Source organism: Arthrobacter sp. PvP023, assembly GCF_017832975.1.
Taxonomy (GTDB): Bacteria; Actinomycetota; Actinomycetes; order Actinomycetales; family Micrococcaceae; genus Arthrobacter.
In genome coordinates, this window is sequence record NZ_JAFIBI010000001.1 from 366,467 (window position 1) to 381,002 (window position 14,536).

Sequence of the window (14,536 nt, forward strand, 5' to 3'; positions counted from 1 at the left end):
AGCCGCCGGGCGCCCGGCCCGGGCCTGCTCCGAACTTTTCCGGGGGTCCGCTCGTTGTGCGGGACATGAAATGCCCTGTGGATTCCGTAGACCTGGTAATGAGTGAGCGCAGCGGAGTGGAGATCGATTACTGTCCGCAGTGCCGGGGCGTGTGGCTTGACCGCGGCGAGCTCGACAAGATCATCGACCGCGCCGCCGAGCTGATGGGTCCGGGGACGCCGGCCGCACCCGTGCCGCCGGCCGCCCCTCCCGTTCCCGGACTTGTTCCGCCGCCGCTTTACAACACCCTTGACCCCCGCCGGGATGACCGGCGGCCGGATGATCGTCGCTATGACGACCGCCGGGACCGGCCCCGATACGATCAGCCCCGCCATGACGACCGCCGCTACGACGACCGACGGCGGCCCAAGAAGAAGGAAGGCTGGCTCGGCGAGCTCTTCGATTTCTGAGTGGTCAGGCTGGATGCTCAGTCGTCGAGCAGCGCAATGAACTCCCTGGCCTGTTTCATGGAAATGTCCGAGTGCCGGGTCAGCGCCGTTGCCGCTGCCTCGGTGTCACCGCTCCTGGCCAGCGTGCGGATGCGGCCGTAGATCTCGTCATTCAGCATGTTGCTGCTGACCTCCCGCGTGACATCGCCCTTACTGGCGATCGCGCGGTAGCGGTACGGGAAACGCTCGGGGGCATCGTCGTCGTCATGCTCCGGCGCCTCAGGGGCCGCTGAGCGGAACGGCTGCGGGTGGGCGGCCAGGGCGCCAACGGCGTCGCGGGAGGCCCGTAGGCCCTCACCTGAGGCTTCGTAGTAGAGCTTGATGGCCGCCATGGCCTGGCCTTGGGCGATCAGGGCGTACAGGCGTCGGTGCTGGTCTTCGGTGAGTTTGGCTGCTGCGGCCTTGGCCGTTTCCACGGGATCACCGGACGGCGTGCCGCGGCTTGTCTTGGCGGCGGCACCCGTTGCGCCGGCGGTGCGGCGTCCTACGGCACGGGCCACCAGCAGGACGGCGGCCCCCACGATGAGCAGGATCAGGACGGGGATCACTAGCGATTCCATTGCTAAAGCCGATCTACATAATTTTTTGCGGTCAGGAGATCTGAGTGTGTTGCCTGCCGCAGCATCTTGATGGCTTGCAGTTTCTGGCCGTTGCGGGCCAGGGACTGCAGCTGGAGGGCGAACTGCGGGTTCAATTGGCCGCCGGGGAGGACCGGTCCCTGGTAGCCATGCATTCCAACACCGGGGCTGGAGCCGGCCTGGGCGCGCAAGGCCGCCCGTGCGTGGTCTGCCTGCTGCGACTGCTGTTGCTCGTTCTGGCTTGGCCGGGTGGCGGCGTCAACCCGTGCCCGTGCGGCGGTCGCTGCCTGCACCTGGGCGGCATAGTGGGCCTGCGACCGTATGGCCAGTTCCAGCTGATAGCGCTCCGCGTCCGAGATGCCTGTGTCCCGGGGTTTCAGTGCCGTGGAAACCGCCCAGATCACTGCCACAAGGATGAGGGCAGGCAGCATAACTATCAATACATCGCCCATGAATAGAGCTTATGCCAGTTCGCTGTTATCCACAGCATATTCTCGGCTGCGCATACAGCCCTTCGAGGAAAGCGTCAATTCGACCCCCCGGAGCGGCCTAAATCACAGGACGGGTATATTCTCCGTCACTTGTCCCTGAGTTACTGGCCGGTATCCCCAATGGGAACCTGCAAGCTGTGGATGAACGTTCCTAAAAAGAATCTTTCGTCCACAGGCCATTTTCAACGTTTTCGCACGTCAGAGCCATATTGGGGCCCAAAGTTTCTTGCTTTCCACAGGTTGCCACACAGGCTGTGCACAAGCAGCGGCCGGTAGTCCACAACTTATCCACAGGTGTGCATGTATGTGGGCTTGGTGCCCGGGAGAAGGGGTACTAACGTAGCGGGATACCTGTTTTTGGGGCACTAGTACTTGGTTTCGGGAGTCCGCAAGAGCATATTGCAGGCGATCCCGACGCCCACTCGGACCCCCAATTGTGGATAACCTCCGCAAGTTGGGGATAACCGGGTTGCGGCCGGAACAGCGGGCGCGGGCGCAGTCCCGCGACTGTCAGTGCCGGGTGGTAGTACTTGTCCTGCCGCACAGCGGGCTTCCGCTGCGCCACGACAGCCCAATGGCAGATCGCAACACAGCACCGACGGCAATGAGAGATGCGCCGCGGTACACAACGGAGGACGGCAGCTTTGTCAGTTACGCACCTGGACTCAATCGAGGGCACCCGGAGTTCCGAAGGCAACCGCAAGCCGCCCCAGGACATCCCCGCCGAGCAATCAGTTCTCGGCGGGATGATGCTGTCCAAGGACGCAATCGCCGACGTCGTTGAGATCCTGCGGGGCCAGGACTTCTACCGCCCCGCCCACGAGACAATCTACGAGGCCGTCATTGACCTCTACGGCCGCGGCGAGCCTGCCGACGCCGTGACGGTGTCTGATGAGCTGACCAAGCGCGGAGAGATCAACCGGATCGGCGGACCCGCCTACCTGCACGAACTCATCCAGACCGTACCCACTGCCGCCAACGCCGGATACTACGCGGAGATCGTTGCCGAACGTGCCGTCCTGCGGCGGCTGGTCAATGCCGGCACCAAGATCGTCCAGCTGGGTTACGGCTCGGACGGTGAAGTGGAAGACCTCGTCAACCAGGCCCAGGCCGAGATTTACGCCGTGGCCGAACGACGGACGGCTGAGGACTACGTTGTCCTCAAGGACGTCATGGAATCCACGGTGGACGAGATCGAAGCTTCGGGCCACCGCGACGAAGGCATGACAGGCGTGCCCACGGGCTTCTACGAACTGGACGAGCTCACACACGGCCTGCACCCGGGGCAGATGATCGTCATCGCCGCCCGCCCGGCCGTCGGTAAGTCCACGTTCGCCCTGGACTTTGCCCGGTCCGCGGCCATCAAGAACAACCTCGCCACCGTGATGTTCTCCTTGGAAATGGGCCGGAACGAAATCGCCATGCGCCTCCTGTCCGCGGAGGCCACCATAGGCCTCCAGGACCTCCGCAAGGGCACCATCAAGGACGAACAATGGTCCAAGATCGCCACCACCATGGGCCGGATGAATGACGCGCCGCTGTTCATCGATGACAGCCCCAACATGTCGCTCATGGAAATCCGGGCCAAATGCCGCCGGCTCAAGCAGCAGCACGACCTGAAGCTGGTCATCCTGGACTACCTGCAGCTCATGAGCTCCGGCAAGAAAGTGGAATCGCGCCAGCAGGAAGTTTCGGAGTTCTCCCGTGCGCTGAAGCTGCTGGCCAAGGAGCTCCAGGTGCCCGTGATTGCCCTGTCACAGTTGAACCGTGGCTCCGAACAGCGCCAGGACAAACGGCCCATGGTCTCGGACCTCCGCGAATCAGGTTCCATCGAGCAGGACGCCGACATGGTCATCCTGCTCCACCGCGAGGACGTCTACGACAAGGAATCGCCGCGTGCCGGCGAGGCGGACATCCTCATTGCCAAGCACCGTAACGGCCCTACGAAGGACATTGTGGTGGCCTTCCAGGGGCATTACTCGCGGTTCGCCAACATGGCAGCGGACGCAGGCGGCGGCGGCTTCTAGCCAGCGCGACTATGCGCCTTCCTGCACCCCGCCAGCGGAGAGCAGGTGGTTGGGCAGCCGGTTGCCCGGCGCCCGGCCACGGATTTCCAGCAGTTCCCGGGCGTGGGCGTGCAGGCGCTTGTCCTCCTCCGAGACCGGCACCCAAGGCGGAATCGGCACCGAATTCCCGGCCGCGTCCCTGGCCACCATGACGGTCAGGCAGTAGGTGGTCAGGTTCATCTCCCGGCCTTTGGGATCTCCGGACCGGACGTGCACCGCAATGTGCATTCCCTTGGTGCCGGTGTACACAAGGCGCGCCTCCACTTCCACGACGTGGCCTATCAGCAGCGGCCGGTAGAAACGCACCCCGCCGGAAAATACCGCCACGGTGTCTTTGCCGCAATACCGGGACGCGCAAACATAGGCGGCCTCGTCGATCCACTTCATGACGATGCCGCCGTGCACCTTGCCGCCCCAGTTCACATCCGTCGGGGCGGCCATGAACCGAAGGACCACCCGTTCCGCCGTGCCGGCGTCCGTGTACTCCTGCGCATTCATGGCCTGGACGATGTCCTCGCGGACCTTGATCCGCGCCAGGGCGTGGTCGCGCTGCTCGGTCTCCTCCGGAGTGGAAGGTTCGAACTGCGGGACGGGGACCGGTTTACCGTCCGGGCCCACGGCCACAAATATCACCATGCACTGGCTGCGCATTGTGGCCGCCCCGCCTTTGGGATCGCCAGAGGACACCACCGTGCGGATATGCATGGAGGACCGCCCGGTATAGACGATCGTGGCGGTGACTTCCACCATGTCCCCGCTGTTGACCGGGTCGGCAAAGTGGATGTTGCCCACGTAGGCCGTTACGCAGTACGACTTGGCCCAGCCAACTGCCGCGGCATAGGCCGCCTTGTCCACCCATTCCAGTACCGTCCCGGCGTCCACCGAGCCGCTGTGGCCGACGTCCATGGGGGCCGCCAGAAAGCGGAGGGTCACTGAATTGGCGGCAGTCTCGCTCATGCTGAGAGTTTACTGATGACCCCGGCATACCGGCGGGTCCGAATGACACAAACGCCGCAGAACCCGCCACATGCGGCGGGGGCGGCGCGCCACGCGGGACTAGTGGGTGGACCCGGAAGCGACTGTCCGATTTGCCAGTCTAATGAGAATGACTATCATTTAGTTTATGAAGAGCCCACATAGCGTCATTCGCCGCCACTCCAAACCCTCGTTTCCCTCGCTTCGCCTGGCGCGGCGGTCCGGTCCGAGGGTTTCCCCGATCGGCTTGCCGGGAGCAGCCGGACTTGCTGTTGCCACGCTCGTCCTGAGCGCTTGCGCCGCGGACCCGGGGCGGAGCGGTGACGGCGCGCAGGCGGGAGGCGGCGCGTCATCCGCCGGGGAGTCCGCCGGGTCGTCCAGTGCAAGCCGGGAGGTCCAGGGCCCCGCGCCAAGGCTGGTACTGACCCATTCCGGCGGCATCACGGTGCTCGACGCCACCTCACTGGAGGTCGTGGGGGAGGCGGAGCTTGCGGGCTTCAACCGGTTGAACCCCGCGGGCGACGGCAGGCATGTCCTGGTGTCCACGGGAAACGCGTTCAGGGTGTTCGATGCGGGCGTGTGGACTGAGAAGCATGGCGATCATGGGCATTCCTACGCAGTTGAGCCGTCACTCACGGCTGCCTCGTTCGAAGCCAGCAAGTCCGGCCACGCCGTCTTCCACTCCGGCACGACCGCCCTCTTCAGTGACGGTTCCGGAAGGGTGGAGCTCTTCGACCCGGCGGGACTGGCAGAGGGTGCGGGTGTCCTTCCGGACAGCGATGTCTACACGACCCCGGAAGCCCACCATGGCGTAGCGGTACCGCTTGAGGCGGGCAAACTCCTCGTCACGCTCGGTGACGAGGAGTCGAGGCGGGGGGTTGCCGTGCTGGCAGCGGGAGCGGGCCAGGACCGGGCGGAACTGGTACGCAACGAGGACTGCCCCGGCGTGCACGGCGAAGCGGTTGCCGGGCCGGACGCCGTCGTGGTGGGCTGCGAAGACGGAATGCTGATCTACCGGGACGGAAGGATTTCCAAAGTGGCCAGCCCCGACGTCTACGGGCGGATGGGAAACCAGGCGGGTTCCCCCAAGTCGCCGGTAGTCCTGGGTGACTACAAGGTGGATAAGGATGCCGCGCTGGAACGGCCTACGCGCGTCTCGCTCGTCAATACGGAGACGGGCGCCCTCCGGCTGGTGGAACTCGGTACGAGCTATTCGTTCCGCTCGCTGGGCAGGGGTCCCGCGGGCGAGGCCCTGGTCCTGGGAACCGACGGTGCCCTGCGCGTCATTGACCCGTTGACCGGAAGCATCACGTCCACCATCCCCGTAGTTGATGCCTGGGAGGAATCGGAAACCTGGCAGGACCCGCGCCCCACGCTGTTTGTGCAGGGCTCCACCGCCTACATCACGGAGCCTGCAAGCAGCGCGATCCATGCCGTGGACCTTTCCTCGGGGAAGGTAGCCAAATCGGCGGAACTCGCGCACGTGCCCAACGAGCTGACAGGCGTATCCGGTTAGTATTCCCCCCGCGGGGGACTGCCTCTTACGGTTCGCAGACAGCGACGCCGGGCCTGCCGCTTGCGTGGCTGGCCCGGCGTCGTGCGGGGATGGTTTTTGGGCTGCTTCCCGCCTTACGCGAGGACGCGGAGCTTCGAGTTGCTGCGGCCGAACAGTGCCCGGTCGACGGCCAGCTTGCCGGCGCCGGTCAGTGCAATAGCCAAGGCTCCGGCTGCAAGCAGCAGTACGAGTTCATAACCGCCCGTTGCGGCAAAGACGCCGGCGGGGGCGTGCACCAGGAACAGGGCGCCAAGCATGTCCACGGCGAGAAGGGCTGCGAAGACGCGCGTCAGGACGCCCAGGATCAGGGCGATTCCACCCGCAAGCTCGAGCGTGGCCACGGCAGGGGCTGCCAGGTCAGCGGCGGGCACGCCCATCTTGGCGAACGAAGCCTGGGTGCCGGCGATGGTCCATTCGTTGAACTTCTGCCAGCCGTGGGCTGCGAACAGGAAGCCCGCTATGACGCGCAGGATAGTAAGTGCTGTGGTTGTCAGTGTGGACTGGTTCATGGGAATCTCACCATTTCGAGGTCGGGGGCATTGCCGGGCGCCCGTCTGGACGCGGTTGAAGCTTCAATCCTTAACCCTGCCAGTTGATTGGTTGAAGAGTCAACTAATGTGGTCGACATGTGACAGGTCTCTCCAGCTAGGCTGGCTCCGTGCCAGACTCACGTGCCACCGCCCGGACTGTTCCTGTCAGCCGAAACGGCCGGGAAATCCTCCGCCTCGCCGTGCCGGCATTCGGCGCCCTCATCGCGGAACCGCTCTTTCTGTTGGCGGACTCGGCCATAGTGGGCCACCTCGGCGTGTCACAGCTCGCGGGGGTGGGGCTGGCTTCGGCAGTGCTGCACACGGCCGTGGGCCTCATGGTGTTCCTGGCATACTCCACCACTCCTGCAGTTGCCCGGGCCATCGGCGAGGGCAAGCTTCCCAAGGCCCTCGCGGCAGGACGGGACGGCGTCTGGCTGGCGCTTGTCCTGGGCCTGGTGCTGGCGGCGGCAGGGTTCGCCGGTGCCGAGATGCTCGTCGACCTGATGGGCGCGACGGGCGACGTCCGCCGGTTCGCCGTGGACTATCTCCGCTGGTCCATGCCCGGACTCGTCGCCATGCTGCTGATTTTCGCAGGGACCGGCGTGCTGCGTGGCCTCCAGGACACCCGGACCCCCTTGGCTGTGGCCTCTGCCGGGTTCACGCTGAACGTCCTCCTCAACCTGGCGTTGGTTTACGGCCTGGGCTGGTCCGTGACCGGTTCCGCCGTGGGCACCAGCATTGCCCAGTGGGCCATGGCCTTGGTGTACCTGGCGATCGTCCGGCGGAATGCGCGTGATCACGGGGTTTCACTCCGTCCGGACTGGCGGGGCTTGCGTGCCATGACCAAAGTGGGGTCCTGGCTCATGCTTCGGACGCTCAGCCTGAGGATCGCGATCCTCGCGACCGTGCTGGTGGTCACGGCGCAGGGCCCGGTAAACCTGGCTGCGCACCAGTTGGCCATGACCATCTTCACCTTCCTGGCCTTCGCCCTGGATGCCCTGGCCATTGCCGCCCAGGCCCTGATCGGCAAGGAATTGGGGGCGGCGAACCCGGCCACGGTGCGGGACCTGACCCGGACCATGATCCGCTGGGGTGCGTGGTTCGGGGTGATCACGGGAGTGCTGCTGGCCGTTGCGGCCCCGTGGGCCGGGGCGTTGTTCACGTCCGACGCCGGCGTCCAGTCCGCACTGATGCTCGCCCTGTGGGTGCTCGCCGCCGGACAGCCGGTTGCGGGCTATGTTTTTGTGCTGGACGGTGTCCTCATCGGCGCCGGCGATGCGAAGTACCTGGCGATTGCCGGCGTCGTGAACCTCGCGGTGTACCTGCCGCTGCTGGCAGCCGTCAGGCTCGCCCATGTCGACGGCGCCGCCGGGCTAGCCTGGCTGTGGGTGGCCTTTTCGCTGGGTTACATGTCCGCGCGGGCGGTAACGCTGGGCCTGCGGGCAAGGACTGACAAGTGGATGGTTCTTGGGTCGAATCCGCTGCGCACTAAACTGGACCCGTGACCCTCCCCGCAACTCCTTCCGATCCCGCTGCCCTGACCGCTCCCGCCGCGGACCTGTGGAAGCCGGTGCTCACCAGGGCCCTGCTTGCCCTTGCCTTCGGTGCACTGACCGTCTTCTGGGCGTCGCCGTCGGCCTCCGAAATGGGCTGGGCCGGCGGGCTCTACCTTCTGGCGACCGGCGTAATACTGATCCGCGGAATCGGGAAGTTTGGCTTGGCGGCCAAGCAGTCGGCCGGCAAGATCATGGCAGCTGCCGGGGCAGCACTCACCGGTGCCGGTGTGGCCGTGGCGTTCCTTGGCAGTGAACTGGTGTTCGGTGTCCTGGCGGCGCTGGGCCTGGGCCTGCTGGGAGCTGCGGAACTCTGCCTTGGTTTCCTCTACCGCGGACGCAGTGTCCTGGCGCGTGACTGGCTTGCCTCCGGCGTGATCGGGCTGGGGACAGCCGCGGCCCTGCCGTTCTTCATCAGCCTCGGAGCGCATGCCCTGCTGGGAGTGGCGGGTGGCGGAGCGATCATTTCGGGCGTTCTCTGGATCCTGGCGGCCCTGACCTTGCGGCACGATGCGCGGTCTGTTTCCAGCGAGGCCGTAAACTAGTAGGGAACGGTTCTACTTCGCGTAGAACAATCGCTTGACTTAAGCGGCAGGGCTCAGGCCGTGCTGCACGGGAGGAAACACCTTGGCACAGCAGAAACCAGGAGAACCGCGCAATCTGCGGACCTCGGTCAAGGGACCCCTCATGTTCTCCGCATTCTGGGCTGTCCTGGCCTTCTTTGCCGTGCTGATCTTCGCCTCCGGCGGCAGCGCCCGGTCCCCACGTTTCGATCTCGCCTTCACGGGTGCGGGGATCGCATTCATCGTGACCCTGGTCATCGCGGCGATGCTTTCCATGAGCTACAAGGACAATGCCGACCACCTGGGTAAGGGGTCCGGCGTCAACCTGAGTTCCAGGAAGTCCTCCGGCCATGGCGGCTATTCCGCGCGCCCGGACGCGCAGGCTCCCGGTACGCCGGATGCCGCCCCCGGCGCCGACCCCCGCTAGATTCTCCCGGGGCTTCCCCCGGCACCGGTTCCCTCCAGCGGCGGTCCTTCCGCCACGCGTCCCTAGGACACGGCTTTCCGTGCGCGGTAGGCGGCCACGTGCGCCCGGTTGGCGCAATTCCCGGTATCGCAATAGCGCTTGGACCTGTTCCGGCTGAGGTCCAGCACTACGGCGTCGCAATCCTCCGCGGCGCACACCAGCATCCGGTCCATCTCCTTGCTGCGGATTACGTCCGCCAGCGCCATGGCGGCCTCGGTGCCCATCCGGTCCGCCAGCGGTGCCTCGCGGGTAGTGGCGTGCAGGTGCCAGTCCCATTCATCGTGCTTGATCAGCTGCGGAAGGGCATTGGCTTCGCGGAGTATGCGGTTCACCGTCGCGACGGCCGCGTCCTCATCCATGGTCCACAGCTCGGTGAGTTGGCTCCGCAACTTATGGACGCTGGCCAGTTCAGCCGCGTCACGTGACCTCGCGCCGGAGAAGCCTTCGGCCAGAAGGAAGCGGTCCAGGTCCGCGATCGTGGCGAGATGTTCTTCGCCGTTTGCCGCGCTGTTGATCAGTCCCACAACGGTGCGAAGCGCAACTTCAGTGTCAGGGGCAAAAACCATCTTGACTCCTTACAGGGACCGGGCGTAATGTCATGACCATTACCCCACTTTACTCCTGACAGGAGGCAGCCGTGCCTGCCGTAAGCAAACGCGACGAAGCGTCCGTCAAGGCCGCCGCTTCCCGGCCGGACGCCGCCCGCCGGCCCGCTTCCGGCTTCCTGGCGTCCGGGCTCGGCGTTGCGCTGTTTTCTTCAGCCGTCTTCGGCCTTTCCGGATCTTTTGCCAAGGCCCTGCTTGAAACCGGGTGGACTCCGGGTGCTGCCGTGACCGCACGCCTGACCGGAGCAGCCCTCATCCTCGCGATCCCGGCCGTGCCCGCTTTGCGCGGCCGCTGGAGCCAGCTGAGGGACAACTGGTTGACCATCCTGCTGTTCGGGCTCATCGGGGTCGCGGCCTGCCAGCTGTTCTACTTCAACGCCGTCGAGCGCCTTTCCGTAGGCGTTGCCCTGCTGCTGGAGTACCTGGCACCGGTGATCATCGTCCTCTGGCTGTGGGCCGCGAGCCGGCGGCGTCCGCGCCCGCTCACCATTGCGGGAACGCTGCTTTCGCTGGGCGGACTGATCCTGGTGCTGGACCTTACCGGTGCGGTGAAGATCGACGTCGTCGGTGTCCTGTGGGGAATCGCCGCAGCCGTCTGCCTGGCGATCTACTTCTTCATCACTGCCAGGGAGAACGACACCCTCCCGCCGATCGTCCTGGCATCCGGCGGCCTGATGGTGGGCGCCGTCGTGATGTGGCTGGCAGCTGCCACCGGACTTCTACCCATGGCGTTCAGCACGGCGGACACCAAACTGGGGCCGTGGGTTACCCCGTGGTGGGTGTCGCTGGGCGGCTTGATCATCCTTGCCACGGTCCTCGCCTACGTTTCGGGGATTGTGGCTGCGCGGGCGCTCGGTTCAAAGGTGGCATCGTTCGTGTCGCTCACCGAGGTGCTCTTCGCCGTCATCTGGGCGTGGCTCCTGCTCGGTGAACTGCCCGGCCCCATCCAGCTCCTCGGCGGTGTGCTGATTGTTGGCGGCGTCGTCCTGGTCCGCGTGGACGAGCTCCGCGGACCGCGGGCAGGGACTGCCTCCGCAGGCGGATCCGATGCAGCGCCGGTGCCGGCGCCGCTGGACCACGCTAACGATGTCGAACCGGTCCCGTAACCGCACCACGCGGCGGTGGCCTTGGCGTTAAGAGGCGGATGCCCCGGGCGCTTTATGCGTCCGGGGCATCCGTTTCGGCGTTGCCGGCGGCAGGCGTTCCCTAGCGGGAAGCCTCTTCCTGCTGGGCAGCGTTCTTGCTGGCCTGCTTGCCGGCCTCTTCCAGTGCCCGGGCCACCCGGGCCAGGTCCGTTACGTGGCGGCCGGACCATTCGCTGCGGAACTTCTCCGCATCCGGGCCCTTCCAGTCGGTGCTGTCAAGAGCCTTCGTCAGCTGCGACTTGGCCTTCTCGATCTCGGACGAACCAGCCTGAAGCTTGGTCCCGAGCGCCTTGAGCTGAGCAATGTCTGCACCCCAAATAGCCATTAGTTTTCTCCTTCAGTCAACGGACCCGATCCGATCGGCATCCCCAGCGGCCCCCGGCTCATCCGGAAGATCCATTACCTAGAAACTATCCCGCGGCCCCGGCACTGTCGATGGGCACCGCTCCCCATGCAGTCCAACCCGTGAGGGCAGCTGCGGGGCCAGCGGTATCCGGACAGGCTTCGGGCCTCGATCCCAGGCGGTCCAGAGCCTAGCATGGGACTATGTGCCGCAATATCCGGACCCTGCATAACTTTGAGCCCCACGCCACGTCGGCCGAGGTGGAAGCCGCTGCGTTGCAGTACGTGCGCAAGATCAGTGGCAGCACCAAGCCGTCGAAAGCCAACGAGGAGGCGTTCAACCGCGCCGTGCACGAGATCGCGCACGCCACCCAGCACCTGCTCGATTCGCTGGTGACACATGCCCCGGCCAAGGACCGGGACGAGGAAGCCGCCAAGGCACGGGCCAAGGCGGCTGTCCGCTTCGGCGCCGCCTAAGCGCCCAGGCGGCCGCCGGTCTTGCCGAAGCTGCGAAGCCGGAGAGAGTTGGCCACCACCAGCACCGAACTGGCGGCCATGGCCGCGCCGGCGATCATGGGGTTGAGCAACCCCAGTGCCGCCACGGGTATGCCGACGGCGTTGTAGAAAAACGCCCAGAACAGGTTGGCCTTGATAGTGGCCAGCGTTCGGCGGGACAGTTCGATGGCCTGTGCCACCTGCCCCAGGTCATTGCCCATCACGGTCAGATCCGCGGCCTCGATGGCTACATCCGTGCCGGACCCCATAGCAATCCCCAGATCCGCCTGGGCCAGGGCCGCTGCGTCATTCACGCCGTCTCCCGCCATGGCCACGGTTGCACCGCCGTCCTGCAGTTTCCGCACGGCATCGACCTTGCCCTCCGGCAGCACCCCGGCGAACACATCTTCGGGAGCGATGCCGACGGCGGCGGCCACCTGCGCAGCCACTGCGCCATTGTCCCCGGTCAGCAGGATCGGCCGGAGGCCCAGCTGCTTTAGCCGGGAAATCGCTGCGGCCGACCCGGGCTTGATGGTGTCGCGAAGCGAGACTATGCCCGCAGGTTCCCCGTCCACGGCAACCCAGATGGCGGTGGCACCGGATTCTTCGGCGGCCCGGAGCGCCTCCTGCTGTTCCGTCGTGACCGTGATGCCGTTGTCCTGAAGCCAGCCCGTGCGTCCGGCGATGACCAGCCGGCCTTGCACGCTTCCGGACACCCCGCCTCCCGGCGCTGAACGGAAGTGCTCGACGGCGGGAAGCCGCCCGCCGCCGTCGTTCCTGCGCTCCGCGGAGAGCGCTGCGGCCGCAATGGCCTGGGCCACAGGGTGCTCGGAGGCGGCCTCAACGGCGCCCGCCAGGCGCAGCACTTCGGCGCTGCTGTGCGTGCCGAAGGCCCGCGTGCCGTACACGGCCAGGTGGCCGGTGGTGACGGTGCCGGTCTTGTCCAGCAGGATCGTGTCAACGGTGCGGGTATCTTCAAGCACCTGCGGGCCTTTGATCAGGATCCCCAGCTGGGCGCCGCGGCCCGTGCCGGTGAGGAGACCAACCGGAGTGGCCAGGCCCAGGGCGCAGGGGCAGGCGATGACCAGGACCGCTACGGCCGCCGTGAACGCCGCGCGGATTTCGGCAGGCTCTATCACCGGTCCGCTGAAGACGATCCAGAGCACGAACGTGAGGACGGCGATGACCAGCACAATCGGAACGAACACCGCACTGATGCGGTCCGCCAGGCGGGCGATGGGAGCCTTTCCGGTCTGCGCCTGGGCAACCAGCCGGGCCATCTGGGCCAGTGTGGTTTCGGAACCGACCCGGGTGGCACGGACCAGCAGGCGGCCGGAGGTGTTGATCGTGGCCCCGGTGACGGGACTGCCCGGAGCCACCTCGACGGGTACGGACTCGCCCGTTACCAGGGAGGCGTCCACGGCAGAGGCACCGTCAAGCACCACACCGTCCGTCGCGATCTTCTCACCGGGGCGGACCACCACGACGTCGCCCACCGTGAGTTGGTCGGCGGGAATCCTGAGCTCGGCGCCGTCAACGAGGACCGTGGCATCCTTGGCGCCCAGGTTCAGCAGCGCCTCCAGGGCGTCGCCCGCTTTCTGCTTCGCGTTGGCTTCCAGGAAGCGGCCCAGCAACAGGAAAGTGGTGACCACGGAGGCCACCTCGAAGTACAGTCCGCCCGTACCCATCTCCATGCCGGGGTGTTCGGTCATGCGGGGATCGGCCAGCAACTGCCAGGCGGAGAACAGGTACGCGGCCGTGACGCCGAGGGAGACCAGGGTGTCCATGGTGGATGCGAAGTGCCGGGCGTTGACGGCCGCGGCGCGGTGGAACGGCCAAGCCGCCCACGTGACCACCGGCAATGCCAGGATCCCCGCCACCCAGCCCCAGTCGGCGAACTGGAACGCCGGGAGCATCGAAATCGCGAACACCGGGACGGTGAGGACGGCGGCAACGATGAGCCGCGGTTTAAGTTGGGCAGCGGCGCCACCGTGGGCCATGTGGTCACCAGCCGAGGCACCACCGGAGACATGCTCTGCATGCTCGCTCATGCCTCGCTTAGACGCATGCTGCCGCATGCCCCCGGCGTCGCCGCTCGAGGGTGTCCCACCGGTTGTGGTTGAGCCGGTCGCAATCTCAGCCTCGCCACCCCGGCTCGGGTAGCGCGGGGGCCGCACCCGGGCTTTGTAGCCTGCGGCTTCTACGGTGGCCGTGATCTGTTCGTCGGTGATGCCGGCCGGGACCGTGACCTGCGCCGACTCAAGGGGGAGGTTGACCGAGGCTTCGACGCCGTCGAGCTTTCCGAGCTTGCGTTCCACCCGGCCGACGCATGAAGCGCAGGTCATGCCCTCGATATCGAGTTCGATGACCCGGGTTCCCGGCTGGTGCAGCAGTTGCTCGTTACTCACGGCGTGTCCTCACTATGGGTTGGATTGGTTCGTGCGGTTCAGGCCTCGTTGGCCACCACCAGGTAACCGGCCTCGGCTACGGCTTCGCCGATCTCGGAACGGGAAAGGGCCTTTTCGGACGTGATGGTGACGGTGGAAATGCCGCCGGCGTTGAGGTCGACGTCCACCGCTTCCACGCCTTCCAGTGCTTCCAGTTCTTCGCTCACGGAGGACACGCAGTGTCCGCAGGTCATGCCGGACACGTTCACGGTGGTGGATACGGGGCTCATGGTTTGC

The 14,536-nt window shown here is 66.0% G+C and carries 16 protein-coding genes; 8 read left to right on the forward strand and 8 right to left on the reverse strand.

Annotated features, from left to right (window positions below; genetic code table 11):
* The first annotated feature begins 65 nt into the window (after positions 1–65).
* Positions 66–449, forward strand: coding sequence for a zf-TFIIB domain-containing protein (locus tag JOE31_RS01720; RefSeq protein WP_209741851.1), 384 nt, complete (start codon positions 66–68; stop codon positions 447–449).
* 17 nt (positions 450–466) lie between these two features.
* Here JOE31_RS01720 and JOE31_RS01725 read toward each other — a convergent pair whose 3' ends face one another.
* Together JOE31_RS01725 and JOE31_RS01730 are read right to left on the reverse strand one after the other, a co-directional pair.
* Positions 467–1,048 carry a hypothetical protein gene (locus JOE31_RS01725; RefSeq protein ID WP_209741852.1) on the reverse strand — a complete coding sequence of 194 codons (582 nt, stop codon included), beginning with the start codon at positions 1,046–1,048 and terminating at the stop codon, positions 467–469.
* A 2-nt stretch (positions 1,049–1,050) separates the two neighbouring features.
* Positions 1,051–1,518, reverse strand: coding sequence for a hypothetical protein (locus tag JOE31_RS01730; RefSeq protein WP_209741853.1), 468 nt, complete (start codon positions 1,516–1,518; stop codon positions 1,051–1,053).
* A 683-nt stretch (positions 1,519–2,201) separates the two neighbouring features.
* On the opposite strand from JOE31_RS01730, the gene dnaB reads away from it, so the two are divergent.
* Positions 2,202–3,584: a replicative DNA helicase gene (gene dnaB / locus JOE31_RS01735; RefSeq protein WP_209741854.1), complete on the forward strand. Its 1,383-nt coding sequence runs from the start codon at positions 2,202–2,204 to the stop codon at positions 3,582–3,584.
* 9 nt (positions 3,585–3,593) lie between these two features.
* On the opposite strand, the gene JOE31_RS01740 is transcribed toward dnaB, so the two are convergent.
* Complete coding sequence (locus tag JOE31_RS01740; protein WP_209741855.1) at positions 3,594–4,580, reverse strand: acyl-CoA thioesterase; 987 nt, start codon at positions 4,578–4,580, stop codon at positions 3,594–3,596.
* Positions 4,581–4,746: 166 nt separating this feature from the next.
* On the opposite strand from JOE31_RS01740, the gene aztD reads away from it, so the two are divergent.
* A complete protein-coding gene (gene aztD / locus JOE31_RS01745; protein ID WP_209741856.1) occupies positions 4,747–6,114 on the forward strand; it encodes a zinc metallochaperone AztD in 1,368 nt (455 codons plus the stop codon).
* Positions 6,115–6,227: 113 nt separating this feature from the next.
* On the opposite strand, the gene JOE31_RS01750 is transcribed toward aztD, so the two are convergent.
* On the reverse strand, positions 6,228–6,662 hold the full coding sequence (locus JOE31_RS01750; protein ID WP_209741857.1) for a DoxX family protein: 435 nt from the start codon (positions 6,660–6,662) through the stop codon (positions 6,228–6,230).
* Between the two features lie 149 nt (positions 6,663–6,811).
* Between JOE31_RS01750 and JOE31_RS01755 the strand changes: the two genes are divergently transcribed.
* The 3 genes from JOE31_RS01755 (at position 6,812) to JOE31_RS01765 (ending at position 9,226) form a co-directional block, all read left to right on the forward strand.
* Complete coding sequence (locus JOE31_RS01755; protein ID WP_209741858.1) at positions 6,812–8,188, forward strand: MATE family efflux transporter; 1,377 nt, start codon at positions 6,812–6,814, stop codon at positions 8,186–8,188.
* A complete protein-coding gene (locus JOE31_RS01760) occupies positions 8,185–8,781 on the forward strand; it encodes a hypothetical protein (protein WP_209741859.1) in 597 nt (198 codons plus the stop codon). The genes JOE31_RS01755 and JOE31_RS01760 overlap by 4 nt, the downstream gene beginning before the upstream one ends.
* A gap of 82 nt (positions 8,782–8,863) precedes the next feature.
* Positions 8,864–9,226 (forward strand): hypothetical protein, encoded by a 363-nt coding sequence (locus JOE31_RS01765; RefSeq protein WP_209741860.1) that lies wholly within the window; start codon positions 8,864–8,866, stop codon positions 9,224–9,226.
* 62 nt (positions 9,227–9,288) lie between these two features.
* Here JOE31_RS01765 and JOE31_RS01770 read toward each other — a convergent pair whose 3' ends face one another.
* A complete protein-coding gene (locus tag JOE31_RS01770) occupies positions 9,289–9,831 on the reverse strand; it encodes a CGNR zinc finger domain-containing protein (protein ID WP_209741861.1) in 543 nt (180 codons plus the stop codon).
* Between the two features lie 158 nt (positions 9,832–9,989).
* Between JOE31_RS01770 and JOE31_RS01775 the strand changes: the two genes are divergently transcribed.
* Positions 9,990–10,976 (forward strand): DMT family transporter, encoded by a 987-nt coding sequence (locus JOE31_RS01775; protein ID WP_209748059.1) that lies wholly within the window; start codon positions 9,990–9,992, stop codon positions 10,974–10,976.
* A 100-nt stretch (positions 10,977–11,076) separates the two neighbouring features.
* Here the strand turns inward: JOE31_RS01775 and JOE31_RS01780 are convergent, their stop codons facing one another.
* Positions 11,077–11,340: a hypothetical protein gene (locus JOE31_RS01780; protein WP_011691158.1), complete on the reverse strand. Its 264-nt coding sequence runs from the start codon at positions 11,338–11,340 to the stop codon at positions 11,077–11,079.
* 221 nt (positions 11,341–11,561) lie between these two features.
* On the opposite strand from JOE31_RS01780, the gene JOE31_RS01785 reads away from it, so the two are divergent.
* Positions 11,562–11,834: a DUF2277 domain-containing protein gene (locus JOE31_RS01785; protein WP_043485658.1), complete on the forward strand. Its 273-nt coding sequence runs from the start codon at positions 11,562–11,564 to the stop codon at positions 11,832–11,834.
* Here the strand turns inward: JOE31_RS01785 and JOE31_RS01790 are convergent.
* Together JOE31_RS01790 and JOE31_RS01795 are read right to left on the reverse strand one after the other, a co-directional pair.
* Positions 11,831–14,260, reverse strand: coding sequence for a cation-translocating P-type ATPase (locus tag JOE31_RS01790; protein WP_209741862.1), 2,430 nt, complete (start codon positions 14,258–14,260; stop codon positions 11,831–11,833). The two genes, JOE31_RS01785 and JOE31_RS01790, sit on opposite strands and share 4 nt — an antisense overlap.
* Before the next feature lie 38 nt (positions 14,261–14,298).
* Complete coding sequence (locus tag JOE31_RS01795) at positions 14,299–14,529, reverse strand: heavy-metal-associated domain-containing protein (protein ID WP_144406497.1); 231 nt, start codon at positions 14,527–14,529, stop codon at positions 14,299–14,301.
* Positions 14,530–14,536: the final 7 nt, after the last annotated feature.

Coding starts and splice junctions, on each gene's coding strand:
- JOE31_RS01795 (WP_144406497.1), bottom strand. CDS start 14,529: ATGAGCCCCGTATCCACCACCGTGAACGTGTCCGGCATGACCTGCGGA.
- JOE31_RS01770 (WP_209741861.1), bottom strand. CDS start 9,831: ATGGTTTTTGCCCCTGACACTGAAGTTGCGCTTCGCACCGTTGTGGGA.
- aztD (WP_209741856.1), top strand. CDS start 4,747: ATGAAGAGCCCACATAGCGTCATTCGCCGCCACTCCAAACCCTCGTTT.
- JOE31_RS01780 (WP_011691158.1), bottom strand. CDS start 11,340: ATGGCTATTTGGGGTGCAGACATTGCTCAGCTCAAGGCGCTCGGGACC.
- JOE31_RS01750 (WP_209741857.1), bottom strand. CDS start 6,662: ATGAACCAGTCCACACTGACAACCACAGCACTTACTATCCTGCGCGTC.
- JOE31_RS01720 (WP_209741851.1), top strand. CDS start 66: ATGAAATGCCCTGTGGATTCCGTAGACCTGGTAATGAGTGAGCGCAGC.
- JOE31_RS01740 (WP_209741855.1), bottom strand. CDS start 4,580: ATGAGCGAGACTGCCGCCAATTCAGTGACCCTCCGCTTTCTGGCGGCC.
- JOE31_RS01725 (WP_209741852.1), bottom strand. CDS start 1,048: ATGGAATCGCTAGTGATCCCCGTCCTGATCCTGCTCATCGTGGGGGCC.
- JOE31_RS01785 (WP_043485658.1), top strand. CDS start 11,562: ATGTGCCGCAATATCCGGACCCTGCATAACTTTGAGCCCCACGCCACG.
- JOE31_RS01730 (WP_209741853.1), bottom strand. CDS start 1,518: ATGGGCGATGTATTGATAGTTATGCTGCCTGCCCTCATCCTTGTGGCA.